General features: G+C 60.1%; 24 protein-coding genes and 2 pseudogenes. 6 read left to right on the plus strand and 20 right to left on the minus strand.

What is annotated here, in order from left to right:
• Window positions 1-28: 28 nt before the first annotated feature.
• Both NKH29_RS08005 and NKH29_RS08010 read right to left on the minus strand, forming a co-directional pair.
• On the minus strand, window positions 29-1,084 hold the full coding sequence (locus tag NKH29_RS08005) for an alpha/beta fold hydrolase (protein WP_352483847.1): 1,056 nt from the start codon (window positions 1,082-1,084) through the stop codon (window positions 29-31).
• Between the two features lie 339 nt (window positions 1,085-1,423).
• Window positions 1,424-2,008: a glutathione binding-like protein gene (locus NKH29_RS08010; RefSeq protein ID WP_023717005.1), complete on the minus strand. Its 585-nt coding sequence runs from the start codon at window positions 2,006-2,008 to the stop codon at window positions 1,424-1,426.
• 459 nt (window positions 2,009-2,467) lie between these two features.
• On the opposite strand from NKH29_RS08010, the gene petA reads away from it, so the two are divergent.
• The 4 genes from petA to NKH29_RS08030 are packed head-to-tail and all read left to right on the plus strand — an operon-like array spanning window position 2,468 to window position 6,735.
• Window positions 2,468-2,944 (plus strand): ubiquinol-cytochrome c reductase iron-sulfur subunit, encoded by a 477-nt coding sequence (gene petA, locus NKH29_RS08015; protein ID WP_031193388.1) that lies wholly within the window; start codon window positions 2,468-2,470, stop codon window positions 2,942-2,944.
• A gap of 16 nt (window positions 2,945-2,960) precedes the next feature.
• Entirely contained in the window at window positions 2,961-4,256 is a 1,296-nt protein-coding gene (locus NKH29_RS08020) for a cytochrome b (RefSeq protein WP_352483846.1), read from the plus strand.
• Window positions 4,257-4,279: 23 nt separating this feature from the next.
• Complete coding sequence (locus NKH29_RS08025) at window positions 4,280-5,797, plus strand: mechanosensitive ion channel family protein (RefSeq protein WP_023717001.1); 1,518 nt, start codon at window positions 4,280-4,282, stop codon at window positions 5,795-5,797.
• Window positions 5,798-5,823: 26 nt separating this feature from the next.
• A complete protein-coding gene (locus NKH29_RS08030) occupies window positions 5,824-6,735 on the plus strand; it encodes a pirin family protein (RefSeq protein ID WP_023717000.1) in 912 nt (303 codons plus the stop codon).
• Between the two features lie 66 nt (window positions 6,736-6,801).
• Here NKH29_RS08030 and NKH29_RS08035 read toward each other — a convergent pair whose 3' ends face one another.
• From NKH29_RS08035 to NKH29_RS08075, 9 genes are all read right to left on the minus strand, one after another.
• The gene (locus tag NKH29_RS08035; RefSeq protein ID WP_023716999.1) at window positions 6,802-7,233 is read right to left on the minus strand and encodes a DUF1810 domain-containing protein; all 432 of its coding nucleotides are present in this window, start codon (window positions 7,231-7,233) and stop codon (window positions 6,802-6,804) included.
• Window positions 7,234-7,274: 41 nt separating this feature from the next.
• Window positions 7,275-7,556 carry a GNAT family N-acetyltransferase gene (locus NKH29_RS08040; protein ID WP_352483845.1) on the minus strand — a complete coding sequence of 94 codons (282 nt, stop codon included), beginning with the start codon at window positions 7,554-7,556 and terminating at the stop codon, window positions 7,275-7,277.
• A gap of 54 nt (window positions 7,557-7,610) precedes the next feature.
• Complete coding sequence (locus NKH29_RS08045; protein ID WP_023716997.1) at window positions 7,611-8,345, minus strand: sensor histidine kinase; 735 nt, start codon at window positions 8,343-8,345, stop codon at window positions 7,611-7,613.
• 128 nt (window positions 8,346-8,473) lie between these two features.
• The gene (locus tag NKH29_RS08050) at window positions 8,474-8,911 is read right to left on the minus strand and encodes a CBS domain-containing protein (protein ID WP_352483844.1); all 438 of its coding nucleotides are present in this window, start codon (window positions 8,909-8,911) and stop codon (window positions 8,474-8,476) included.
• Between the two features lie 138 nt (window positions 8,912-9,049).
• Window positions 9,050-9,571, minus strand: coding sequence for a carboxymuconolactone decarboxylase family protein (locus NKH29_RS08055; protein ID WP_352918619.1), 522 nt, complete (start codon window positions 9,569-9,571; stop codon window positions 9,050-9,052).
• A 270-nt stretch (window positions 9,572-9,841) separates the two neighbouring features.
• A complete protein-coding gene (locus NKH29_RS08060) occupies window positions 9,842-10,288 on the minus strand; it encodes a hypothetical protein (RefSeq protein ID WP_352483842.1) in 447 nt (148 codons plus the stop codon).
• A gap of 252 nt (window positions 10,289-10,540) precedes the next feature.
• Entirely contained in the window at window positions 10,541-10,942 is a 402-nt protein-coding gene (locus NKH29_RS08065; RefSeq protein WP_352483841.1) for a cupin domain-containing protein, read from the minus strand.
• A gap of 45 nt (window positions 10,943-10,987) precedes the next feature.
• Window positions 10,988-11,746 (minus strand): SDR family oxidoreductase, encoded by a 759-nt coding sequence (locus NKH29_RS08070; RefSeq protein ID WP_352483840.1) that lies wholly within the window; start codon window positions 11,744-11,746, stop codon window positions 10,988-10,990.
• 66 nt (window positions 11,747-11,812) lie between these two features.
• Window positions 11,813-12,604: an alpha/beta fold hydrolase gene (locus tag NKH29_RS08075; protein ID WP_023716991.1), complete on the minus strand. Its 792-nt coding sequence runs from the start codon at window positions 12,602-12,604 to the stop codon at window positions 11,813-11,815.
• 469 nt (window positions 12,605-13,073) lie between these two features.
• On the opposite strand from NKH29_RS08075, the gene NKH29_RS08080 reads away from it, so the two are divergent.
• Window positions 13,074-13,301, plus strand: a complete 228-nt coding sequence (locus NKH29_RS08080) for a DUF680 domain-containing protein (protein WP_352483839.1) — start codon at window positions 13,074-13,076, stop codon at window positions 13,299-13,301.
• Window positions 13,302-13,558: 257 nt separating this feature from the next.
• On the opposite strand, the gene NKH29_RS08085 is transcribed toward NKH29_RS08080, so the two are convergent.
• Window positions 13,559-14,308, minus strand: coding sequence for a glucose 1-dehydrogenase (locus NKH29_RS08085; protein WP_352999346.1), 750 nt, complete (start codon window positions 14,306-14,308; stop codon window positions 13,559-13,561).
• 92 nt (window positions 14,309-14,400) lie between these two features.
• Between NKH29_RS08085 and NKH29_RS08090 the strand changes: the two genes are divergently transcribed.
• Window positions 14,401-14,823: a hypothetical protein gene (locus NKH29_RS08090; protein ID WP_352999348.1), complete on the plus strand. Its 423-nt coding sequence runs from the start codon at window positions 14,401-14,403 to the stop codon at window positions 14,821-14,823.
• 10 nt (window positions 14,824-14,833) lie between these two features.
• On the opposite strand, the gene NKH29_RS08095 is transcribed toward NKH29_RS08090, so the two are convergent.
• The 8 genes and pseudogenes from NKH29_RS08095 to NKH29_RS08120 form a co-directional block, all read right to left on the minus strand.
• Window positions 14,834-15,814: an alpha/beta fold hydrolase gene (locus NKH29_RS08095; RefSeq protein WP_502911224.1), complete on the minus strand. Its 981-nt coding sequence runs from the start codon at window positions 15,812-15,814 to the stop codon at window positions 14,834-14,836.
• A gap of 567 nt (window positions 15,815-16,381) precedes the next feature.
• Complete coding sequence (locus NKH29_RS08100) at window positions 16,382-17,065, minus strand: response regulator transcription factor (protein ID WP_352999436.1); 684 nt, start codon at window positions 17,063-17,065, stop codon at window positions 16,382-16,384.
• Window positions 17,055-17,444 (minus strand): response regulator, encoded by a 390-nt coding sequence (locus NKH29_RS08105; protein WP_352999351.1) that lies wholly within the window; start codon window positions 17,442-17,444, stop codon window positions 17,055-17,057. The genes NKH29_RS08100 and NKH29_RS08105 overlap by 11 nt, the downstream gene beginning before the upstream one ends.
• A gap of 2 nt (window positions 17,445-17,446) precedes the next feature.
• Window positions 17,447-18,088 carry a response regulator transcription factor gene (locus NKH29_RS08110; RefSeq protein ID WP_023716982.1) on the minus strand — a complete coding sequence of 214 codons (642 nt, stop codon included), beginning with the start codon at window positions 18,086-18,088 and terminating at the stop codon, window positions 17,447-17,449.
• Window positions 18,085-18,480: a sensor histidine kinase gene (locus NKH29_RS32610; RefSeq protein ID WP_502896350.1), complete on the minus strand. Its 396-nt coding sequence runs from the start codon at window positions 18,478-18,480 to the stop codon at window positions 18,085-18,087. The genes NKH29_RS08110 and NKH29_RS32610 overlap by 4 nt, the downstream gene beginning before the upstream one ends.
• Window positions 18,481-18,567: 87 nt before the next feature.
• Window positions 18,568-18,744 (minus strand): annotated as a pseudogene (locus NKH29_RS32615) (histidine kinase dimerization/phospho-acceptor domain-containing protein); the annotation flags it as partial.
• A 30-nt stretch (window positions 18,745-18,774) separates the two neighbouring features.
• A pseudogene (locus NKH29_RS08115) lies at window positions 18,775-20,547 on the minus strand (MASE1 domain-containing protein); the annotation flags it as partial.
• Between the two features lie 404 nt (window positions 20,548-20,951).
• Entirely contained in the window at window positions 20,952-24,077 is a 3,126-nt protein-coding gene (locus tag NKH29_RS08120; RefSeq protein WP_352999353.1) for a PAS domain-containing protein, read from the minus strand.
• Window positions 24,078-24,212 lie beyond the last annotated feature (135 nt).

Genomic DNA, 24,212 nt, shown 5'->3' on the forward strand with positions numbered 1-24,212 from the left:
GCATCAGCAGCTCACTCAGCTTGCCTGATCAGTATTCGCTGACGTCGATGACAGCCTGGGCAAAGGCTTGCGGGGCTTCTTGAGGCAAGTTGTGGCCGATACCGCCGATGATGATCCGGTGCGTGTATCTGCCCGAGAATTTCTTGGCGTAGGAACTGCTGTCGGGATGGGGTGCACCATTGGCATCACCCTCAAGGGTAATGGTCGGCACTGTGATCACGGGAGCTTCGGCCAGCCGGTTTTCCAGAACGTCATATTCCGGCTCGCCATGTGCCAGGCCGAGCCTCCAGCGGTAATTGTGAATGACGATGCTGACGTGATCCGGGTTGTCCAGGGCTGCGGCGCTGCGCTGGAAGGTGTCATCGTCGAAATTCCACTGCGGCGAAGCGAGTTTCCAGATGAGTTTGGCGAAATCGCGCGTGTATTTCTCGTAGCCGGCGCGGCCGCGATCCGTGGCGAAGTAATACTGATACCACCATTGAAGCTCCACCTCCGGTGGCAGCGGCACCACGCCGACCTGCTGATTTCCGATTAGATAGCCGCTCACCGAGACGATCGCCTTGCAACGCTCCGGCCAGAGCGCGGCAACGACATTGGCCGTTCGGGCGCCCCAGTCGCAGCCGGCGATCGTGGCCTTTTCGATCCCCAGCGCATCCATCAGCGCGATCGCATCCGCGGCGAGCGCCGACTGCTGGCCATTGCGCATCGTCTCGTCCGACAAAAATCGCGTAGTGCCGTAGCCCCGCAGGTAGGGCACAATCACGCGGTACCCCTTTGCGGCAAGCAGGCGAGCGACGTCGGTGTAAGTGTGAATGTCATAAGGCCAGCCATGAAGCAGGATCACTGGGGCACCTTCGGCGGGCCCTAGCTCCGCATATCCGACGCTCAGCTTTCCGGCATTGACCTGGCTGAGCGAGCCGAATGATTTCTGCCTGGGTTGCATCGCGGATGCCTTCGCCTCGACCGTCCAAGTGGCTGCCGGTGCGTTCAAGCCGAGTTCGGTGGCGGCGAACGTCATTGCCGTTGCACCAACAATGCGTCGGCGGCGATGATCGACCGTCTCGGGAGCTTTATTCGCATTCATGATGAAGCCTCTATGATGACCAACAAGCGGGAGCGACCAGAACCCGCCGCCGTATCGGCCGACAGGAAATATTGCGCCTATTCCGACGGTGACTGCGACGAATCCAGGATTGTAACCGCTCGGCCAGGAGGCAGTGCGGCGAATTCTGACCGGATGCCGGTAAGGTCCAGCGTTTCCTCGATTTCCCTCCTGAGAAATTCGAGACGTAGGCCGTCCCCGCGCTTGGAAGCGGCTGGATGTAGCATCCGCAGAAACGGCAGCATGAGAATGACTCCTGATCTTTGTTGGGGTGAGAGGATATATTGCGTCTGATCTTATGCTCGGAGCCACCCTCGGCTTTTAGACGAGGCCCTCACGATCCATTGCGATGCGCACGGCCGGTCGCGCAGCCATTCGGGCGCGAAGCGCTTGCAAAGGCGCGGGAACAGGGACGTGGAAGCGGGCCGCCCAAAGCAGCATCACGAAAAGATAAAAATCCGCCACGCTGGGTTTGTCGCCGAACAGATAGTCGGTCTCGAGCCCGTCAGCGACGAACTCGAGTTGGCTCGTAATCGCCGCGCTCGCCTTGGCCTTTTCGGCATCGCTGCTTTGGTGCCACATCGGCTTGAAGCTTCGGTGTATTTCAGTTGAGACGTAGGCCAGCGCTTCGAGAACGCGGGTACGGCCCAACGGCCCCGCCACTCCCAGTGCCGGGTATTGTGACGCAATCCAGTCGAGGACTGCGATATTTTCCGTCAGCGCTTCGCCGCTATCCAGCACGAGGGCTGGAACATAGCCCTTGCGCGTGACGGTGGTGAAATCATCCCCGGAGCTCGTTCGTTTGGTTTTGAGGTTCACGCTTTCGCGCTCGAAGGAAACACCGGCCTCTTCCAATGCGATGTGATCCGCCAGGCTACAGGCGAGAGGGCTGTAGTAGAGTTTCACCGTTTTCCCTTTCTGACCCCGATTGAGTTCCGCAATTGGTCGTCGCCGGGCGAAAACCTGCCCAGCGCCACGCGAGACAACTGCTCCAAAAACTCGCACTTGGCGGGGACGACGACTACGACACCGACAGCTAGGCATGCCTGTGCCGAGGTATGATCGGGCTGAAGTTCGGGATCGCCGTGCGCAATGCCGGACGGTATCTCAGCTCAGTGGCCAACGGTTACCTGGAGGAATTCAGAACCTTCCATGACGGCGTCATCGCCAGCCCGGCCAGTCCTTCGCTCAGGAAATCATAAACGAAAGTATTGGACGCACGCGCCGTTGGCACGATGGCTCACACCCGGCCACGGCCGGCATATTCCGCGCGGCATGAGCAGACTGGAAGGCGAAAGCTGTGGCCTGCTTTTGCTCGATTGCCACCAACGCGATGACGCAGCTTCCAACATAGGAGTCGCCATCATGGCCGACCTTTCCGAAACCTCCACAGCCGAGCACACATTGCACGTCGAAGCGCCCGACGCGATCGAGGTCGACGTCTCCTCGCTGAGGCCAGGAACGTCGCTGATCGTCGACTGGCACGGCAATCCGGTGGTCGTGCGCAACCGCACTGAGCAAGAGATGAAGGACGGCCAGTCAGTCAGTCTCGCCGAGCTCAAGGATCCAATCGCCCGCAACGCCAACCTGCCGGTCGACGCGCCGGCAACCGACGCTAACCGAACTATGCCGGGCAAGGAAGCCTGGGTGGTGATGGTCCAGGTCTGCACCCATCTCGGCTGCATCCCGCATGGTCAGGAAGGCGACTTCGATGGCTGGTTCTGTCCGTGCCACGGTTCACAATACGACACCGCCGGCCGCATCCGCAAAGGTCCGGCACCCGAGAACATGGCGGTACCGGTGTTCCAGTTCGTTTCCGACACCAAGATCCGCATTGGTTGAGGCAGGGGGCATTTCGATGAGCGGCGACAAACACTCGACCTATACGCCCAAAACCAGAATCGCACGTTGGTTCGATGCCCGCCTGCCGCTGCCGCGGCTGGTGCACGACAGCTTCATCGTCTATCCCGTCCCGCGCAACCTGAACTACGCCTATACGTTCGGCGGCATTCTCACGATCATGCTGGTTTCACAGATCCTGACCGGCATCGTGCTGGCCATGCATTACGCTCCTGATACGGGACTGGCCTTCAATTCAGTCGAGGAGATCATGCGCGACGTGAATTCGGGCTGGTTGCTGCGCTATCTCCATTCCAACGGCGCGTCGTTCTTCTTCATTGCCGTCTACATCCACATCTGCCGCGGGCTCTACTATGGTTCCTACAAGGCGCCGCGTGAGCTGCTGTGGGTGCTCGGTTGCACCAATCTCCTGCTGATGATGGCGACGGCCTTCATGGGCTACGTGCTGCCTTGGGGACAGATGTCGTTCTGGGGCGCTACTGTCATCACCAACTTCTTCACGGCCGTCCCACTGATCGGCGACTGGCTCCAGCAGCTTTTGCTCGGCGGGTTCGCGGTCGACAATCCGACGCTGAACCGCTTCTTTGCGCTGCATTACCTGCTGCCATTTGTGCTTGCGGGCGTGGTGACCTTGCATATCTGGGCGCTTCACGTCGTCGGCCAGAACAATCCGACCGGCATCGAGGTCAAATCGAAAACCGATGTCGTGGACTTCACGCCCTATGCCACCGTCAAAGATGCCTTCGGCATCCTCGTGTTCCTGTTCTTCTTCGCCTATTTCGTCTTCTACCTGCCGAACTATCTCGGCCATCCCGACAACAACACGATCGCCAATCCGCTGAAGACGCCGGCCCACATCGTGCCGGAATGGTATTTCTTGCCGTTTTACGCGATCCTGCGGGCCATCACCTTCAATATCGGGCCGATCGATTCCAAGCTCGGCGGCGTGCTCGCGATGTTCGGCTCGATCGCGGTGCTGTTCCTGGTGCCGTGGCTCGACACCTCGAAGGTGCGCTCGGCGGTCTACCGCCCCTGGTACAGGGTGCTCTTCTGGCTGTTCGTTGCCAATGCCCTCTTTCTCGGCTGGCTCGGCTCCCGACCGGCGGAAGGCGCCTACGTCGTCATGTCCCAACTGGCGACGCTTTACTATTTTGCGTTCTTCGTCATCGCCATGCCGGTGCTCGGGCTGATCGAAAAGCCGCGACGGCTGCCGAATTCGATCACCGAAGCAGTTCTCGAAAAAGACAAGGCCAGCGGCCGAGGCCCGATCGCCGGGCCGGAGGCCAAACATTGAACTGTGAATGGCGGTGATCGTTCATGAACTGGTGGAACTCTCCTCTGGTCTACATCGTGTTGCTCGGCCTCGCCGGGATCGTCGTTTGGACCCTCATCCCCAGACGCTTCGCCAATGCGAAGCTGGTCGTCCAACTCAGCTTTTTCCTCGCGATGTCGGCCATGGTTCTCGACCTGCGCGTCGTGCCATACGAGGCCGCAGGGGACAACGAGACAACCGGAGGAGCGATCCTCATGGGCTCGGTCAAGCTGCTCTGGTGGGTTCACCTTGCCTGGGCGCTAATCGGATTTGTCCGTATCTATCTCGTTTTTGAGCGAAAGCCGCGCGAGGCACGTCTCCTGCAGGACGTCGTGGTCGGTATCGTCTATGCTGGAATGTTCCTGTCGATCCTGGCGTTCGTCTTTGCGGTGCCGGTCGGAACGCTCATTGCCACGTCCGGCGTGTTTGCCGTCATCCTGGGACTGGCGCTCCAGAATACGCTCGGTGACGTATTTTCGGGGATCGCGCTTAACCTCGGCCGCCCTTACGTACTTGGAAACTGGATCATTCTGAGCGACGGAACCGAAGGCCGCGTTGTCGAGACCAACTGGCGGTCGACCCAACTCCTGACCCCGACCCACAATGTCGTCGCGCTTCCGAACAGCCTTCTCGCCAAGATCGGGGTAACAAATCTAAGCGGTCCGGACGAGAGCCATGGACTTGCCGTAACCGTCAAGATGGCGCCAACGAAGACGCCGGCGATCATCGTAGACCTCATGCGCACCGTCTTGCTGAGCTGCAATTCAATCCTCCAGGACCCTTCGCCTTTGGTCACAATCAGAAGCCTGGATGCGGCAGCTATCGAGATCGAGTTGTTTTTTCGCGTCGCAAATCTTGACCAGCGAAGTGCCGCTCGGAACGAAATCTTCGATCTCATTTATCGCCATTCAAAGTCGACCGGCATGCTGCTGGCGGAGCCACTTTCGGCTTCGATTGCCATGACCAACCGGCTGAGCGACGAGAAGGCAGCCTCCCAAAGCTTCACCCCGATCGAACTCATCAGGTCCATACCGGTATTCTCGGCGCTAACGGATACCGAGCAGGAGTCGCTCGCCGCAGCGGCCTCGGTTCGCACCTACCATAAGGGCGAGATCATCGCACGACGGGGAGAGATGCTGCCGTCGCTCATGATCGTACGGACGGGAGTTATCGTCCGGCAAATTGGCGAGGACGATGCTCACCTGCAGGAGATCGGCCGGCTTGCACCCGGCGATTTCTTCGGCGAGACCGGCTTGCTCGCCGGCATTGGCGAGATGTCGAGTTTGCGGGCAATGACCCCCGTCGAGGTTTACGAGATAGACCAGGAAAGCTTTGCGCCGCTGCTGCACGAAAGGCCCGAAATGGCTGAAGATCTTGCGGCGATCCTGTCGAAGAGGGTGTCGGCTCTTAATGAAAGCGGCATCGCCGGACAGAACCACGCGAGCTCCAAATTCGCGCTCCTCAAAGCCATTCAGACAGTCTTTCGCGCCGCTCCGTTCAAGCGCGTTCGAGCACCTGGCTGACAAGGCATGCAGAAGGACAGAGATCCATGACCATCCGCCAAAGCGATATCACAGGCATCGATACAATCATCCAGCCGGCTATCCGTGATTTTGCCGACGGACTGAAGATAAGGCGCGTATTGCCCTCCTCGAATCGCCTGATGATCGGGCCCTTCATCCTGTTCGACCATTTCGGCCCCGCTATATTCGACGCAGGTCACGGTTTCGATATGGGACCGCATCCGCATATCGGCGTTGCGGCCGTGACCTACCTGATCGACGGCGAGATCGTCCACCGCGACAATTTCGGTAAAGTGCAGACCATCCGTCCTGGCGAGGTCAACTGGATGACGGCCGGGTCGGGCATCGTCCATTCCGAGCGCACGCCACCGGAAGTCCGGGCGTCGGGAAGCAATCTCTTCGGCGCTCAGGCTTGGATCGCCCTCCCCTCCCGCTATGAAGAAATTGCCGCCGACGTCGCACATTTTGGCGCTCCCGAAATACCCAGGATCTGTGCCGACGGCGTCGAGCTTACGTTGATCGCCGGCGCGTCCGACGGGTTGGTCTCGCCGGTAAGGACGTTCTCCGACATGGTCTATGCCGAAATTGTGCTCACGAGCGGTGCGCGATACCAGGTGAAACCCGAACACCGTGAGCGTGCAATCTACATCGTCGCCGGTGAGGTTGGAATTGTCGGCCAGTTCGGGACGTTTCATGAGGCCGAATTGATAGCTCTGGCGCCCGGCGCTGAGATTGTGCTCCAGGCGCCTGCCTTCCATGCGGCGAGGCTGATGCTGATAGGAGGCGAGCCCTTTTCCGAGCCACGTCATATCTATTGGAACTTCGTCTCCTCTTCAGCCGAACGGATCGAGCAGGCAAAGGCGGATTGGCGCGAACGCCGCTTCTCCGGCGTGCCGGGAGACCACGAGTTCATGCCTCTGCCAGATCGCAGCGTGTGAGGGATAAGGCAGCGGATGGTGACCTCAGCGCCGCGACAGCTTTACGCCGGTGGCGTAGGCAGACCACTACGATATCAAGTAGAGATCGTTCATCGTTTCCTCGTCGAGCAAACCGTCGAACCAGACGTCGAAGATTGTCTCGAGCAGGAACTCGTCGTTGCTTGCTTCGGAAAACAGCGTGAGGGACGCGTGCAACTTCTTCGCATCAACCTCACCGAAGACAGCGCGAGCGCTTAGGCCGGAGAGCCGCTGCAGGGTGCCAACACATTCCCGATAACGGCCTCCTAGGATCGGAAATGAGAGATAAGCGCTGGCTTCGTCGAGCGATGTGATTGAATATGGCTCAGGCGCAGTACCGCTTCGCCTGGTGGCCAACCTTGGGAAGATGAACTCCATATAGGGAGTGCACATCATTCCTTGACGGAGAATAGCCAGCGCGTCGTCGTAGACCGGATCCTGTGCGCTGACGAACCTCTGCAAATCATACTCGTCGTGCATTAGGATAGATCCCTGGGAAACCCTCAACATTCGTGCCCTGACTAGCCGTCGACGACATCTGCATAGTCCGGGTGCTTGGCGAAAAAGCGGCTCATGAAGGGACATTTCAAGATCGCTTTACGGCCGGTTTTGCGGAGCAGCTCGAAGGTGCCCTGCGCCAATCGCGACGCGATCCCTTGTCCGGAAAATTCCGACGGGACTTCGGTGTGTATCAGCGCGACCTTCCCGCCCTCGAGCCGATAGTAGGCCGCCGCAAACATATCGCCGGCGATCGGCAGCTCGAAACGGTCCTGTTCGACGTTTTCAACGACTTGTGCATCCATCTTTATCTCTCGATTGTATGTCACGTTTGTCACCGGAGGGAGATTGGCCGGCCGCTATCGCACCGCAGGCAACCGCAGAGTGACGGTCGTGCCTGCCCCAAGTGTGCTCTGAATATCGATGCTTCCGCCTGACTGCTCGGCAAAGCGCTTCACCATCGGCAAACCGACGCCGCCGAGGCCTTCGCTTTTGGTGGTGAAGAACGGATCGAAGGCGCAGACCATCGTCTCGCTGGTCATCCCGATACCGCTGTCCGCGACACGGATATCTACCTGACCGGCGGTAGAGCTTTCAGAGGCCAAGCCGGCATCGATCGAGATGAAGCCGCCGTCAGGCATTGCATCGCGCGCGTTGAACAGAAGATTCAGAACCGCATTTTGCAATCCAAGGCGATCGCATCTCACCAAAGGCAGGTCCGATCCAACCCGAAGCTCAAGACCGAAATTGGCATCCAAGGCGCTCCGCACGAGGGTTTCGATCTCAGCCAGGCAAGCACCTACGTTTGTGTATTCGATTTCCGCGGGGCTCTCTCGGGCCAGGCTGATGGTTTGCCGGACAAGGCCACCAGCCCGTTCCAAAGCCGTTTTGGCGCCGGCAACTACAGGCCCAAGCGCCGGAGCCGCTTGGATGCTCGGATCGCGGGCCAGGTGGTTCAACGCCGACGAGGCGACCTGAATGAGATTGCCCAGGTCATGGACGATGCCGGCCGTCGACATTTGCACGGACATACCACTTCCAGGACCATCGGACGGGCTGTCGAAGACATCTTCTTTTATGTCCGGACGAAACATTTCATTACCCCGTTGGCTCAGCCGACACCTATTTGCTTCAATACACTATAATTTATGGTATTTATTATCCATTATGTCTAAGAAGACTCCGATACATACTTCTGTATATCCAAACGCGAGACCATGATCTATTGATAGCCGATCCCGCTGATGTAGTTGGCAAGCAGCCGTTCCTGCAGTTCCTCTTGTTTGAAGAGCGCCTTCATCGCATCACGGATATCGAGGACGCCTAGCGGTTTCGAGTCAGCCCCGAGCACCGGCACATTCTGCAGGCCTTGCGCGGCCATGGTCTGCCAGACTGAATGAAGATCATCATCGGGACCACAGGACACGATGGACCGGCTCATCAATGCCGCAATCGGCGCTTCTGTTGGCCCTGAATTCGCTAGATGGCGGACAAGGTCGGACTTGCTCAGCACGCCTGCCGCCTCCCCACTGCCGTGGCACACCACGACCAGGCCTATTGCGGGCCTGGAAAGTGAGAGTGCTGCACTGCGGAGTGGAGCGTCGACGTCGATCACCATGAGACGGGCCGATATTACTGGATGCAGACTGTCAATGCGCATGACGCCCTCCTGAGAGCGCCTCGCGGCCGCGGCCGGGAGGCTGGGATCGGTTCCAGGGTTTGGTCGCCGAGGTCGGCGCCTTTGCCTGGCCGGTCAGAATGGCGCGAAAACAAGCGCCATTCTGACCCATTCCAAAGATTAGCTTAGCGCTGCTTTGCTCAGGCCAAACTTCGCATCCCCCGAGCCCGGGACCGGTTTGAAGCCGATGTTCAGACGGTTCCAAGAATTGACCGCCATGACGACGAAGGTCAGATCGGAGATTTCCTTCTCGGAAAGCTGCGACCTGACCCGATCGTAGATCTCGTCCGGGACACCCTGCTCGGGCAGCTTGGTCAAGACTTCCGTCCATGCCAAGGCTGCACGCTCGCGAGGAAGGAACAGGGTCGAATCCCGCCAGGCTGCCAGGTGGTAAAGGCGCAGTTCGCGCTCGCCATGAATCTTCGCCTGTTTGACGTGCATATCGAGGCAGAAGGTGCACCCGTTCAGTTGCGCGGCTCGGACGGCAACAAGGTCGCGGATCGGTTCTTCGATCGACCCCTCTCGCGTCTCACCAAGAAATTCAATAAATTTCTTCAGAAGTTCCGGCGACTGCTCCGCATAACTCGCGCGTTGGGCGACGGCTTTTCCTTTCGGAGCGACCGGTGACGCTGCAATATTCATTACTTATCTCCTTGAGGTGTTTGCAATCCATTGCATCGTAAGAATGACCGGTGAGCCAAACTGTTGCTATCGTGCCGATGATATGTATTGCCATTCGATCGGTTTGGGGCGCCTAAACCGAAGTATAGGAAGCGGTGGAAATTGGCACCCTGAACGCTGCCCTCGGCAATTCGCTTTGCCGCAGGCATGCGACAGGTGCGCGGCGTTTGGGTCACTTGAAGGGCGAGGCTGAACCGACCGGTGTCGATAGAACCTGGATCGAAACTGCGCTCACTCTTCGAAGGGAGCGTTCATCACAAGATCAACTGCCGAAGTCGCCTTGTAGCCTGAAACAAAGCGCTCGCCGAAGTCCCGGGCAAAGTTGTCGTAGGTGGTTTCCGGCCTGACCTCGGCGATATGGCAAAAGCATCGGGCCATCCGTCGCTTCATTTGGAGGCGTGGAAACTCACCGATGATCTTTGCAATCTCGGCTGACGAAACGAGGCTGTATTGCAAGCCGACGACATCGAGGCAGATGCCGGCTGTGCAAAGCGCCACCTCAGCCTCCTTGTAGAGGCCGATCGACGGCGTCGAGTTGAGGGCGATGCTGTCCCAGATCAATTGGGCGCGCCGCTCGTCGAAGCCGCCTTCCCGAACGAAGGTGCGGGCGAGATCGGCGCCTTCCACTTCGAAACGGCGCGGCCCGGCGAAGTCCTCATTGAGCGTGACGTCATGCAACAGAGTTGCAACGGCAACAACCTCCGCGTCGTGCTGGATATTCTGAATCTGTCCGATCCGGGCCGCGAAAAGCCAGGATCGGACCACGTGGTTGAACAAGTAAGGTTCACATCGCTCGCGAGCATGTTCGATCGCTCGGCCGACAAGCGGTGTATCGGGGACCGAAATCCCCGCAAGTGTGCGGCTGGCGATCGAATTCATGTCACTGACCGTCCCTTCGCATACGCCCCGATGGTCCGGAGGGCCACGATTTCATTTCGCGTTCGTCGTCAGTTCCGTCTCGCTGGTGTCGACGACGAAAATAGCAAGCAGACGAGCGCCTTCCGTCTTGCTGGCGTTTTCGCTGACGGCATGACGGTCGCCCGGGAATTCCGAGAAACTCTCGCCGGCGCTATAAGTCTTCACCGGCCCATCGTTGACCTGGCTTCGGATCGCTCCCTCCAGGACCGTGGCATAGATGAACGCGGATTTGGGATGGGTATGGGCCGGCGACGTACCCCCCGGCGCGTACTCGACGAGCACGGCTTTCATGCTCTTGCCGGGCACGTTTGGAAGGGCCTGGTCGTAGACAAGCTTCACACTGGCGGCGTCATTGGCCATTGCTGCGGTGACGGAAGCGGCGGTGAGCGCGGCGCAGAGAAGTGTTTTGATCATGTCTGGTCTCCTTGTTGTGCGAATGGTGGACTATCCGATGATTACTTATTTCGGTGGTGTGTATCGGCTGAGCCAATCATCGAAACGCACGGCGCCGATGCGCGCGTTCTCGCCGGGCACCAGCGTTCGATCGTCGATTGCCACCTGGCCGTAGTAGAGGGCGCCGGGATCCGGGACGACTTTGCGCGGGTCGTTGGTGGCCTTCAGGAAGCGCTCGACAAGTTCGCTCATGCGAACGCGCTCCGGGCCGGCAATTTCGATCATGCCGTTCAACGGCGCGGCAAGCGCGACGTCCGCCATCGCATCGGCAACATTATCAGCCGCCATGGGTTGGAAGTAGGCCGGTGACATATGAATGGTATCTCCGACAGCGCCCGTGTTTGCGATGGCGGCGGTGAATTCGAAGAACTGCGTGGCGTGAACGATCGTGTAGGGAATTCCGGACTCCCTGATCAGCTTTTCCTGAAGCAACTTGCCGCGGAAATAGCCCATGCCCTGCAGCCGGTCGGTACCGACGACCGACAGCGCCACGTGATGACGGACACCGGCAGCCGTTTCGGCGGCAAAAAGATTACGCCCGGATGCCTCGAAGAACTCCAGGGCAGCCTTTTCCTCGAACGACGGCGAGTTCGCGAGGTCGACGACGACCTGCGCACCGGAAAGCGCGGCGGCCAGACCCTCTCCCGTAACGGTGTTGACGCCCGAATTCGGCGACGCCGCAAGCACGTCGTGTCCTTTGTTTCGCAGTCTCTCCACGGTCTTTGAACCGATCAGCCCGGTTCCGCCTATGACGACGATCTTCATGTCTAGTCTCCTGGTGTTGCGTGTCTATTTTCGTTGCTCGATCGGATGCTGGGCGTTTCCGGCCTGCTACTGACTGACCGATGCAGCAGCATCCTCGATGAGTGACGTGACCTCGTCGGGATGCGAGACCATGAGCGCGTGGGACGCGCCCTCGATGACGACGGTCTTTACCGCGTGCGCACGCTTGGCCATGAAACTCATGACGGCTGCCGGGATGTTCCGGTCATCTGAGCCGTAGATCATGTAGGACGGCAGCGTCTTCCATGAGGCGACGCCCGAGGCTTCAGCCAGAGCTGCCTGCGCAACAGGGCGTTGAGTGGCAGCCATCAGCAAGGTCTGCTCTTCCGGAACGTCGGCGGCGAACTGGGCGCGGAACTTGGCCGGCTGGATGAAGAGGTCTTGTCCGCCGTCCGGCAACGCGACTGGAGCAAGCGCGCTACCCAAGGTGCTGCCGGGAAACATGCTGGACAATGTAAGGCTCGATTCGCCGGTATCCGGCGCGAATCCCGCCACGTAGACCAAGGCCTTCACATTAGGATTGCCATTGGCGGCCTCGGTGATGACAGGCCCGCCGTAGGAATGCCCCACCAGCACGACCGGCCCGGAAACCGACCGGACGATGGCTGAGACTGCTTTCGCATCGCTGGCAACGCTGCGGAGCGGATTGGCTGCGGCTATCGCTACATAACCGTCTTTGCTGAGTTTCGTGATGACTGCGTCCCAACTCGACGATTCCGCGAAGGCGCCGTGCACCAGTACGATCGTCGGCTTGGGCTGAGAATTCGCGGCCTGCGCCATCCCGCCGCCCGACGCGGCAAGCGCCGCAGTGAGCGCCAAGACTCGAGTTATGTTTCGCATTTGCTTTCTCCCGTGTGGCCTGTGGTGACCAATGCTCAGGAGAATGCGCCGATGCGGCCCGCCAACCTATTGTGCGGAAGGGTCTGTCATACAATGCCAAGGTGCAGGGTAGGTCACCAGGGAGATCAGGTGCCTTGCAGCATGATTGAGGTATCTATGCCGAGTGTGCACTGTCGGCAGCCGTCTGAGCAGACACTGAGGGCGCGCGCGGCCGGAGAGTGTTTGCAAGACGCCGCTGCCGCTGTGGCGAGAACCTGGCGCGGTCGATCCGTTGAGCGCTGGTGAGCCGGCCGGATCGAACACGGCGGCAAAGCCTCCTCTCGTCAACGACATAGTTCCTGGCCTTCGGCCCGCATCGCCAATGCCTTGGTATGGGTCAAACCGCCGGACCGTCTGATCGTGTCGCTGGGTCACGACATTTATATTTGTATGGGTGAATACCATCCAAGCTATTAATGGAGTTACTGAAATGAAAATGACAGTCCTTGCTGCCGTCGCGCTTGTTATTACAGCAGGAAGCGCCATTGCCGGAAGCGACCACTATGGATCAAACGGAGCCCAGCAGCCTGCGACTGCGTCTGACAACATGTATACATCCTCGATCAGAAAAATGAACAGCGATACCGGGGTGCCGAAAACCGTACGCAAGCCGACTGTTCCCAACGATGAATATGGCCAGGGCATCTGGGGTCACTGATCCCGACCTACAGAAAATTGAAGGACCGGGGCGAGACCTCGGTCCTTCAGCCGTATCGGCGAGCCGACTTCTCTCTTGCGCGTCGATCCCTGCAATGCGACTTGCCGCTTACAATTTGCACCACGTCGGCGAAACGTCTCGCCTCCACCTATTTGGAGGGATTCGTGCGGCAGCTTCCCGGAAAATCGTCGTGAGGAAGACCGATTGCTCAGGCATTATTCGGCCGTCTATTGGCGCGACGACTTCGCAGTCGTGGCTCAGAGCACTGCCATCCCGCCGTCGACCCGCAGATTGATGCCCGTGACGAAACTGCTCGCGTCCGAGGCAAGGAACAGGGCGGCTTTTGCCAGCTCTTCCGGCTGCCCCATCCGGCCCAAGGGTATTGCCTCAGCCATCGCCTTTTCAAACAGCCCGCGCTGCTCAAACGGTATGCCTAGCTTATCGAGAATAGCCGTATCCACCGGACCTGGGCTAAGCACGTTGACCCGGATACCGCGAGACTTCAGTTCGATCGCCCAAGCGCGCGCAAAGGCATTTATGGCCGCCTTGGAGCCCGCGTAAACAGCATGACCGTCCAGAACCTTCTCGCTGGCCAGCGAGCCTGTGAGGATGATTGCGCCGCCGTTCCGCATGATCGGAATCAGCTTCTGGACGCCGAAGAAGACGCCTCGCGTGTTGACGGCAAATTGCGCATCATATTCTGCCTCGGAGACGTCGGCCGAGTGGGTGATGGTGTTTATGCCGGCGTTCGCCATATAGATGTCGAGCGCCCCGAACCTCTGGAGGATCTGCTGCGCCACCTCATCATGGTGCGCCACGTCGGCCACATTTCCCTGAATGCCCAGCGCGCCTGCCCCGATCTGCGCGACCGCTTCCTCGACCGCCTGCCGCCGGCGGCCGGTAATGACGACTTGCGCGCCCTCGGCGGCAAAGATTTTTGCAGCCGATAGTCCGATCCCGCTGTTTCCGCCGGTGACCACCGCGATCTTGCCTGAGAGTGCGCCCATGTCGCTCCTGCCTTCGAAAAATTGTGCCGGTGCTGCTGCGATAGTCGCAACCGCTGGCCAAGAAAATTTCACGCCGAATTGAGACCGCCAAAATGAGCGGCAATCGCAAACGGCTACCGATTGATAAACTCGCGGCGCTTAGCCGGTTTGACGTCTTGGAGAGCGCATTGGCCTTCAAGGCAGAACAAGCGCGCGGCGGCGACCCCCGACAGCGCAACGTAGTGTCGAACACCGGCGATCGCCTCCGCGCTGCACAGGCGCGGTTGCCCGAATGGCAGCCGTGTCGCAGCACATGTTTCGCGCCTTTGCCAGCGCTCCAGCTCGATGGCGCAGTGGTTCGGTTCCACAATCCGGGATATGAGCCGGCAGAACCAGCATTCAGGCCACCGCTCGGCTATGCGAGCGCACAAGGTTTGACCTGGCGCGCCACCCGAAATGCGGTTCAGGGCGCGCGAAATATTGCCAAAGGTGGTCATCGGCGGCTCCAAGGAATTTCGGAAAACATGCGGTCGTGACTGAGGCTTGCTATCCTTTGATGAAGGCGAGCAGGTCAGCATTGACCTGATCCTGGTGCGTGGCCGTAATCCCGTGGGGTGCGCCGGGGTAATAGATATCCTTTGCGCCTTTGATCAATCGGGCCGACTTGACTGCCGAGTCCTTGACGGGGACGATCTGATCGTCCTCGCCATGCAGGACCAGGGTTGGTACGTCGAACTTCTTGAGGTCCTCGGTAAAATCGGTCTCGGAAAACGCCTCGACGCTTTCGTACGCGTTCACGAGACCCGCCTGCATGCTCCAGAGCCAGAACTGATTCAGAATCCCCTGGGAAACCTTGGCGCCTGGCCTGTTCGCGCCGTAAAACAACGGTGCGAGGTCCCGGTAGTACTGCGAACGATCCTTGACGAGGCCAGCCCTTATGCCGTCGAATACCTCGATCGGCAGGCCTTCCGGATTGGCCGGCGTCTTCACCATGATCGGCGGAACAGCGGCGATAAGAACAGCCTTGGCCACCCGCTTCGTCCCGTGCCGTCCGATATAGCGAGCAACCTCGCCTCCTCCGGTGGAATGGCCGACCAGCGTGGCGTCCCGGAGATCCAGCGCCTCGATCACGGCTGCAAGGTCGTCGGCATAGCCGTTCATGTCGTTGCCGGATGTGGCCTGGCTCGAGCGGCCATGGCCGCGCCGGTCATGCGCAACCACGCGAAAGCCATTATGGGCCAGAAAGAGCATCTGGCCGTCCCAGGCGTCGGAATTCAGCGGCCAGCCGTGCGAGAAGGTTATAGCCGGGCCCTTACCCCAGTCCTTGTAGTAGATTTCGGTGCCGTCCTTGGTCGTGATGGTGCTCATCGTCTTGGTTCCTTTGGTTGAGGGGGAAGAGGGAAGGTTTTGTTTTCGGCTCGCGGCCGAAGCAGCGCGGGGCAGTCCGGAGGCAACGGTGGCGATCAGGCCGGCCAACAAGACATCGCGGCGAGATCCGCCGACGGAGAAAAGTCCGTCGTTGTTCATCAAGTCCATCCATGTGCTTTGAACATCCTGCTCACCATCACGACCGTCGAGTCGGCCCGTGCGGTCGCGGTCGGGGAGGAGCGAGCGAGGAGCGGTAGAAACGCGACGGTCATGATGGCTTGCGAGGAACAGGATGCACCGATCCGGGCCGCGAACCTATTCTACGGAAGCATCTGTCATACAATGCCAAGGTGCAGGGCAGGCACGCCGAGGATTGGGGACGGGCCGAGGCAAGCTCTTATAGACATACCTCAATTTAGGCTTGGGTAGCGGCGCGGGACCGACGCGGCATGGCCGGCGTCAGTTGCTGTTGCATGAAATGTTGCGAGTTTGTCGGTCAGGCTGGCGCCGCAAAAGAGCGCCGCTCAGTGGTAGCGATGTTGGCGCGGGCCTTGCCGCAAAACACCCAATAGGACCACCGATGTACATCAGGATCACCCGCAGCAGCAGCGTGCCGACGGGCAGGAAGGCCTGCGCGCGCTGAAGAAAGCAATTTCCCACAGCCTGAAATGGCCGGGCGCGCTGGGCGATCCTATTGGATGGAGCATGGATCGGCTTGTGCCAATTCTAGACCTCGCGCATCGGCGCGGGCAGCGTTTCCCACGCCCGGATCAGCTCACCGATGGAAGCGGCTTCCATCTTGCGCATGACATTGCCGCGGTGAAGCTTGACGGTCACTTCACTGATGCCAAGGTCGAAGGCGACCTGCTTGTTGAGGCGCCCGCGCGCCACTTCACGCAGGACCTCGCGCTCGCGCGGCGTCAGCGTCTCGACGCGCTCGATGTTGCGCTTGACGATCACGGCATCCGCCCGCCGTTTGGCATCCACCGCAATGCCGGCGATCACAGCGTCAAGCAGCGTCTGATCCCGCACCGGTTTGGTGAGAAAGTCCACGGCGCCGGCCTTCATCGCCTGGACAGTCATCGGGATGTCGCCATGCCCGGTCAGGAAGATGATGGGTTTGGGGTTGCCGTTTTTCGCAAGATGGTGCTGCAGATCGAGACCGCTCGTCCCCGGCATGCGCACGTCGAGGATCAAGCAGCCGGGGCTCTCCAACACATCGGCGTCAAGCAATTCACGGGTTGAGGTAAAGCACACCGGCAGGAAACCCGCCGATAGGATCAATTCAGACAGGGCCTCCCGAACAGAGGCATCATCGTCGACGATAATGACCAGCGGCTGCTCGGCTTCAGCCCTTCGCTGCTGTGATGACGGCGTCGATCTCGGTAAGGGCAATTGGTCAACTCTCATGTTTAGCCTCCGTTTCTGGGTTGCGTAAAGCGTCGCCGATCGCCGCAAGCAGTGCCTGGCCATCGAACGGCTTGCGGAAAAGCCTGCCAATGCCCTTGGCGCGGTGCTGATCCACTATCTCGTGGCGGCCGGTGATCAGGAACACAGGCAGGTCCGGACGCGCCTTCTTGACCAGGTCACGAAGTTCAAAGCCGTCCATGCCGGGCATCCCGATGTCGGTGATAAGCATGTCCAATCCAGACAGGCCGCTGACCAGCAATGCCCCCGCCGACGAGAAGCTGCGTGCCACATAGCCGGCGGACTCCAAGAGGTCCTCCAGCGACTCGAGCAGTCTTGGGTCATCGTCGACAATCGCCACGACAGGCCTCCGCTTGCTCACCCTCAGCTCCCCCCTGCCCGGCGCGAGTGCGTGATCGGTATTCCCAATCGCTCGGCGATGCGCACGAGGTCGGCGAGCGACGCCGCGACCATCTTCTGCATGACGTTCCTTCTATGAATTTCCAGCGTAACTTCGCTGATCCCCAGCTCAGCGGCCGCCTGCTTGTTGAGCAGGCCGCTGACCACCAGCGGCAGCACCTCACGTTCGCGCGGCGTCAGTTCGAGATAACGTTGCTTCAACACGCCCAGCTCGGCGCGCTCCGATCGCTGTGCCCGATCCTGGGCAATCGCTGCATGGATTGCGGCCATGAGGTCTGCATCGCTGAAGGGCTTAGTCAGGAAATCCACGGCGCCGTGCTTGATCGCACGCACGGAGGACGGGATATCGCCATGTCCTGTCAGGAAAACGATCGGCGGATGATCGCCCTCGGCAATCTGCCGCTGCAGATCGAGGCCGTTGATATCCGGCAACTCGATATCGAGGATGAGGCAGGCAGGGACGTCCGGCTTGTCAGCGCGGATATAATCGCCCGCCGATCCGAACGCTACGGCACGCATGCCGTGCGCAGCCAGCAGCTCACTGAGCGCCTCCCGGATGCGTTCATCGTCATCTACGATGAAGACAATTTGGCCGTCCGTCGTCATGACGCCGCTTTCGCTTCAATCGGCAACGTGAAGATAAACGTCGCTCCACGTGGTTCGTTCTTCTCGACCCATAAACGCCCGCTGTGCGACTCGATGATCGAACGGCAGATCGCCAGTCCCATGCCCATCCCTTGCTCTTTCGTGGTAAAGAACGGTTCGAATATCCGGTCGGGAAACTCGACGCCCCGGCCGTGATCGCTGACTTCGGTCTGGACAACATCCCCGATATGGCGCACGCGGATTTTGATAACTCCGTCGTCCGCACCAGAGTCCATCGCCTCCATGCCGTTGCGGATGAGATTGACCAGAACCTGCTGGATTTGGACGCGATCGAACGCGACTAGCGGAATGTCGCTTCCGATATCAACGCTGATGCGAACGCCCCGCCGCATCGCTTCCTCGGTCACGAGGTCGCGTGCCTCTGCGATGACACTGCTGAGCGTCGCATTGGTTCTCGTCTCGGTGGATTGCTTGAACAGCGCGCGAATGCGGCCGACGACGTCCGCCGCCGAGTTGGCGTCCCGGATAATGCGCTCGGCCGTAATCTTCGCGCGTTCGACGTTCGGCGGTGCTGCGGACAGCCAACGGTGGCATGCATGGGAGTTGGCGACGATCGCAGCCAGCGGCTGATTCACCTCGTGGGCGATCGAAGCCGAAAGCTCGGCGAGACTTGCAGCCTGAGCCGCTTGCGCGAGTTTGTCGGACGCTTGTCGCAGCGCTTCCTGGGCGCGCACCTCTTCGTCGATGTCGAGGGAAACCCCGTACCATTGCACAACCGCCCCGTCCTCATCACGCCGCGGCTCCACCCTGCACTCCGCCCAGCGATAGCCATCTGTTTCGCGCCAGCGAAACCGCATCGCGGAACCGCCGCCTGTTTCGAAACAATTCAGCAACGTGCTCAGCACCTCGGGAGCATCTTCGGGATGAACCAGTTCTTGCAGCAATTCCTCGATGCGCGGCTCTCCGAGTGCTTCGAAATCAGCGATCACGGAGCGGAAATGGTCCTGGTACCGCTTGTTGAAGTAGACCGGCCCGCCGGTCGGCACCGCGCTCCAGATGCGGACCGGCACAGCGTCGATCATCTGCTGAAGCTGCAATTCGCTCCGCCGCAGGGCCTCTTCAGCTTGCATTTGATCGTCTATGTCGTGACAGAGGCCGTACCACTGGACGATGCGGCCAGTGTGATCGCGCATCGGCTCCGCCCGGCTCGACATCCAATGATAGACGCCATCGGCGCGGCGCAAGCGATACCTCATGGAGAAGCGCTCGCCGGTGGCGAGGCAGTGACTGAGCGTATCGCCGAATGCTGCTGCGTCGTCCGGATGGACGCCGGCCTTTATCATCGCAGCCAGCCGGCTGATGCCCGGTTTGTCCAAATCCGTTACGTCCAGGCCGAGAAAGTCGACCATGCGCTTGTTGAAAAAGGTCGGATCGCCATCGGGCCTCAGGCGCCAAACGTGGCTCGGAACCATGTCGACAAGCTGCGAGAGCTCCCGCTCCCGGTCGCCCAATGCCTCAAGACTTTCACGCAAAGTGAGCACCGCCGCCTGATGCTGCCGGGATATGGCGGCCACGACGAGCGCCGAAAATGCCGAGATGGCCAGAAAAAGCTGCAGCATGATCTGGTTGTGCTTCTGGGACTCGGGATCGCCGGCAAATTGGCTGGCGCCGGATATCGTGAATACCGCCGTGATCAGAGCGAGAACGGTCAATGCTACGGCGGCGCCTCTGAACTCAAAGCGCACTGCGGCCCAAAGAAGAGGCGGCATGATGATGTAGGCGAAGGGCAGATAGCCGCTCAAGGAAAGGGCGGCGATACCAAGAAAGATCAGCCCCAGGACGCAAGCTTCCATCCACCGCGCTGCTGAGAGCTGCGCCTTGCCGCGCCAGTTCTGGAACACGACCAGCGCCAGTGGCGCTACGATCAGGACTCCCGTCGCGTCTCCGATCCACCACAGCGGCCAAGCCGTCGCAAAGGTTTGCGATTGTATGCCAAACCACGCAAGCGCCGCACTTCCCACCGTCGCGCTTGCAACTGGCGCAATTCCAGCGGCCAGTACGACGAATGCGAGAACGTCGCGCAAGGTTTCCAGCCGAACTGGGCGCTTGCAGGTCTGGTTCACGAGCCATGCGCCGGCCACCGCTTCAAGAGCGTTGCCGGCAAAGATCAGGAAGGCCGCGGGCAGCGGAGTGTGGAACCACAAGAAGTTGCTGAACAGTTCGGCCAGACAGGCCCCCAGCACCCACCACGGCCAGCTATACCTGGAGGCGAAGACAAGCGTAGCGATGAACAGTCCGCTCGGAGGCCAAATGGAAATCCCTGTTCCAGGTATGATTGCGAGCGACTGGGCGAAGCCGCAGCCCAGGACATAGACCGTAATAAAAAGCCCCAGATGCAAGAATTGGGGACGGTGCGACCAGACGCGCGATAACCTGCCTCTTTCAAGATCGCTGATCATGTTGCCGCGAATCAGGCCTGGTTCACTCGTCGCCAAAGATCGGCCACTTCCTTGCAATCCCGGTCCGGATCGGTCGAAGTCATGCTTTAACGCGCCCGTTGCGTTGGAATCGGTCTCGCCAAGTGAGTTGGGCGCTGTCGTCATCGGGTGCCCCTGACGGACAAACAAACTCTGGAGATTGTCGGCGCTTCGTATAGCACTTGCTCTTGGTAGCTGGATCTGGGCTGACGGACTCACACCGTCACCCTAATCCCGCCACGCCCCAACCGCACCTCATGGAAATCCATGCATTGCGTGGGGGCAGCGACGCCCTTTACCGAAAGGAGAATAAACCAAGCGTTTGCTGAGCGCCGCCGGATACGTTCAGCATCGTCCAAGATGAGGACGATTGTCGTCGTCCGGCATCATTGCACAGCTTTCGCTTCAACCGGGAGAGTGAAGATGAATGTCGCTCCATGCGGCACACTGTTCTCCGCCCATAGGCGTCCGCCGTGAGACTCGACGATCGAACGGGAGATCGCCAGCCCCATGCCCATCCCATTCCCTTTCGTCGTAAAGAACGGCTCGAATATCTTGTTAGGACGTTCGATACCCGGGCCGCGGTCGCTGACCTCGGTCTGGATCGTGTCCTCTATCCGGCGCACACGCAGCCCGAGAACCCTGTCCGTGGTGGAGTCCATCGCCTCCATGCCGTTGCGAATGAGGTTGACCAGGACCTGCTGGATCTGGACGCGATCGAAGGCGACGAGCGGAAGATTGCTTTCGACATCGATGTCCATGCGAACGCGACGCCGTATGGCTTCCTCGGCCATGAGGTCACGCGCTTCGGCAATAACGCTGGGGATCGGCGTGCTGGTTCTCATTTCAAGCGAAGGTCTGAACAAGGCACGGATGCGGCTGACGACATCCGCCGCCGAGTTGGCATCGCGGATGATGCGCTCGGCCGTGATTTTCGCGCGCTCGACGTTCGGGGGCACGGCGGACAGCCAACGGTGGCATGCGTTGGAGTTGGCGACGATGGCGGCCAACGGCTGGTTCACCTCATGAGCGATGGATGCGGAGAGTTCGGCAAGGCTCGCCGCCTGGCTCGCACGCGCAAGTCTCTCTTGTGCCAGTCGAAGCTCCTCTTGTGTTCGCACCTCATTTTCGATGTCGAGGCAGATAACGTTCCACTGCACGATGGCACCTTCAGCGTTGCGCATCGGCGCGGCGCGCGTCTCGACCCAGCGATATTCACCATCGAAGCGCCGCAGACGGTGCCGTCGCGCATACGGCTCGCCGGTGGACAAACAATGGGCATATCTCTCTTTGACACCTGTCAGGTCGTCGGGATGAACACCGGCGTCGAGTGTGCCGGCCAGCCGGGACTTTCCCGCTTCGTCCAATTCCTCAAGATTGTATCCGAGGAATTCGCGGAGCTGCTGGCTGCGATATATCGGTTCGCCATCCGGAGCGGCGCAATCGATCATTGCCGGCAGCGTTTCAACGAGCTGCCAGAGCGCACGTTCTCTCTCGCGCAGCGCCTCTTCGACGCGCAGCTGGTCGTCGATGTCGTGCGTAAGGCCGTACCATTGGACGATGCGTCCACCTTGGTCCCGCAGCGGCTCCGCGCGGCCCTCCATCCAGCGATAAACGCCGTCGGCACGCCGCAGGCGATACTTCATGAAGAAGCGCTCGCCGGTGGCGAAGCAGCTGTTGAGTGCTTCCCTCAGGCTGGCGGCATCGTCGGGATGGACGACGGTGGCAATGAAGGCCGCCAGCCGGCTCGTGTCCGGCTTTTCCGCGTCCGCTATGTCCAGGCCGAGAAAATCTATCAGGCGCCTGTTGAAGAAGGTCGGCTCGCCGTTCGAAGACAGCCGCCAGAGGTAGCTCGGAACCATATTGACGAGCTGCGAGAGCTCTCGTTCGCGGTCGTGCAATGCGGCTTGCGTGGTCACCAGGTCATGGATGTCGACGCTTACGCCGTACCACTGGAGGATGCTGCCATCTTCGTCGCGCAACGGCTCCGCGCGAGTCTCGGTCCAGCGATAGCCGCCGTCGGCCCTCCGTTGGCGATATCTCTGAACGTAAGGCACGCCCGTTGCGAATGAATGGCGGATCGCCTGCCGTGCGGTGTCGATATCGTCTGGATGGATCACGCTCAGCGACGGCGATCCGTCCGGGGCGGTGATGTCATGGAGCGTGGCCCCGGTTACATCGGTGAACCGCTTGTTGACGTAGGATGGCCTTCCTTCCCGTGTCGTACTCCAGATCAAAGCGGGCACGGTGTCGATGAGCTGCCGAAGGCGCCGCTCACTTTTGCGCAACGCCGCCTGCGCGCGCACCTCATCGTCGATGTCGAGAGAAACCCCGTACCATTGCACGACCGTTCCGTCGTCATCGCGCCGCGGCTCCACCCTGCACTCAGCCCAGCGATAGGTGCCGTCTTTTTCGCGCCAGCGAAACCGCATCGCGGAGCCGCCGCCAGTTTCGAAACAATTCGATAACGTGCGCTGCACCTCGGGAGCATCTTCGGGATGAATAACCTCGTGCAGCAGCGTTTCGATGCCCGGCTCGCCGAGCGCATCAAAGTTCGCGATAACGGAGCGGAAATGGTCCTGGTATCGCTTGTTGAAGTAGACCGGCCCGCCGGTCGGCATCACGCTCCAGATGCGGACCGGCACGGCGTCGATCATATGCTGCAATTGTCGCTCGCTTCGCCGCAACGCCGCTTCGGCGTGCATCTGATCGTCTATGTCGTGACAGAGGCCGTACCACTGGACGATGCGGCCGGCGTCATCGCGCATCGGCTCCGCCCGGCTCGACATCCAGCGATAGACGCCATCGGCACGGCGCAGGCGATAGCGCATGGCGAAGCTCGCACCGGTAGCGAAGCAACCACGGAGTGTATCGCCAAATGCTGCTGCATCGTCCGGATGGACGCCGGCCTGTATCATCGCCGCCAGCCGGCTCGTGCCCGGTCTGTCCATATCCGTTACGTCCAGGCCGAGAAAATCGACCATGCGCTTGTTGAAGAAAATCGGCTCGCCGTCCGGATCGAGCCGCCAGATGTGACTCGGGACCATGTCCACGAGCTGCGAGAGCTCCCGCTCGCGGTCGCGCAATGCTGACTCCGCCCGCTTCTGGTCCTCAATGTCTATTGTCGTGCCGTACCATTGAATGATGCGGCCCTGACCATCGCGAAAAGGTCGTCCTGAGCTTCGAAACCAGCGATAGACGCCATCGGCGCGCCGCAGACGATGCTCGGTGTCATAGTGATCGCCGGTTTCGAGGCAATGCCGCCATCTGGCGGCGACACGATCATAATCGTCGGGATGGACGGCTCGACGCCAGCCGAACTCATCGTCGTCTTCGGAGGTGTTGAGATCCTCATGCGTGTTGCCGAGGAACGCCACGGTGTTTGGGCTGACAAAGGTGAATCGTCCGGCGGCATCGGCTGCCCACGCGTGGCCGGGCATACTCTCGATGATTTGCAGCGCGAGCGTTGCTTCGGGGTCGATTTCGCCAAGTGAGTCGGACGCTGCTGTCATTGGCTTCTCCTGTCGGACAAAGAAAGCCTGGGGACGGTCAGCGCTTTATATAGCACTTGTTTTCAATATCTGGACAGGCGAACTCACCGCCTAAATCTAGTCCCGCGATGCCCCGGCTGCATCTCATGGAAATCC

The sequence above is a fragment of the Mesorhizobium sp. M1295 genome (assembly GCF_040318135.1).
In the GTDB taxonomy this organism is placed as follows: Bacteria; Pseudomonadota; Alphaproteobacteria; order Rhizobiales; family Rhizobiaceae; genus Mesorhizobium.

What these genes read in the sequence shown, in the direction of transcription:
- NKH29_RS08080 (WP_352483839.1), top strand. Translation starts at nt 13,074, where the DNA reads ATGAAAATGACAGTCCTTGCTGCCGTCGCGCTTGTTATTACAGCAGGA.
- NKH29_RS08030 (WP_023717000.1), top strand. Translation starts at nt 5,824, where the DNA reads ATGACCATCCGCCAAAGCGATATCACAGGCATCGATACAATCATCCAG.
- NKH29_RS08100 (WP_352999436.1), bottom strand. Translation starts at nt 17,065, where the DNA reads ATGAGAGTTGACCAATTGCCCTTACCGAGATCGACGCCGTCATCACAG.
- petA (WP_031193388.1), top strand. Translation starts at nt 2,468, where the DNA reads ATGGCCGACCTTTCCGAAACCTCCACAGCCGAGCACACATTGCACGTC.
- NKH29_RS08035 (WP_023716999.1), bottom strand. Translation starts at nt 7,233, where the DNA reads ATGCACGACGAGTATGATTTGCAGAGGTTCGTCAGCGCACAGGATCCG.
- NKH29_RS08095 (WP_502911224.1), bottom strand. Translation starts at nt 15,814, where the DNA reads ATGAACAACGACGGACTTTTCTCCGTCGGCGGATCTCGCCGCGATGTC.
- NKH29_RS08065 (WP_352483841.1), bottom strand. Translation starts at nt 10,942, where the DNA reads ATGATCAAAACACTTCTCTGCGCCGCGCTCACCGCCGCTTCCGTCACC.
- NKH29_RS08090 (WP_352999348.1), top strand. Translation starts at nt 14,401, where the DNA reads ATGAGCGGCAATCGCAAACGGCTACCGATTGATAAACTCGCGGCGCTT.
- NKH29_RS08085 (WP_352999346.1), bottom strand. Translation starts at nt 14,308, where the DNA reads ATGGGCGCACTCTCAGGCAAGATCGCGGTGGTCACCGGCGGAAACAGC.
- NKH29_RS08040 (WP_352483845.1), bottom strand. Translation starts at nt 7,556, where the DNA reads ATGGATGCACAAGTCGTTGAAAACGTCGAACAGGACCGTTTCGAGCTG.
- NKH29_RS08020 (WP_352483846.1), top strand. Translation starts at nt 2,961, where the DNA reads ATGAGCGGCGACAAACACTCGACCTATACGCCCAAAACCAGAATCGCA.
- NKH29_RS08045 (WP_023716997.1), bottom strand. Translation starts at nt 8,345, where the DNA reads ATGTTTCGTCCGGACATAAAAGAAGATGTCTTCGACAGCCCGTCCGAT.
- NKH29_RS32610 (WP_502896350.1), bottom strand. Translation starts at nt 18,480, where the DNA reads ATGCGGCGGGGCGTTCGCATCAGCGTTGATATCGGAAGCGACATTCCG.
- NKH29_RS08055 (WP_352918619.1), bottom strand. Translation starts at nt 9,571, where the DNA reads ATGAATATTGCAGCGTCACCGGTCGCTCCGAAAGGAAAAGCCGTCGCC.
- NKH29_RS08005 (WP_352483847.1), bottom strand. Translation starts at nt 1,084, where the DNA reads ATGAATGCGAATAAAGCTCCCGAGACGGTCGATCATCGCCGCCGACGC.
- NKH29_RS08050 (WP_352483844.1), bottom strand. Translation starts at nt 8,911, where the DNA reads ATGCGCATTGACAGTCTGCATCCAGTAATATCGGCCCGTCTCATGGTG.
- NKH29_RS08120 (WP_352999353.1), bottom strand. Translation starts at nt 24,077, where the DNA reads ATGACAGCAGCGTCCGACTCACTTGGCGAAATCGACCCCGAAGCAACG.
- NKH29_RS08110 (WP_023716982.1), bottom strand. Translation starts at nt 18,088, where the DNA reads ATGACGACGGACGGCCAAATTGTCTTCATCGTAGATGACGATGAACGC.
- NKH29_RS08070 (WP_352483840.1), bottom strand. Translation starts at nt 11,746, where the DNA reads ATGAAGATCGTCGTCATAGGCGGAACCGGGCTGATCGGTTCAAAGACC.
- NKH29_RS08025 (WP_023717001.1), top strand. Translation starts at nt 4,280, where the DNA reads ATGAACTGGTGGAACTCTCCTCTGGTCTACATCGTGTTGCTCGGCCTC.
- NKH29_RS08075 (WP_023716991.1), bottom strand. Translation starts at nt 12,604, where the DNA reads ATGCGAAACATAACTCGAGTCTTGGCGCTCACTGCGGCGCTTGCCGCG.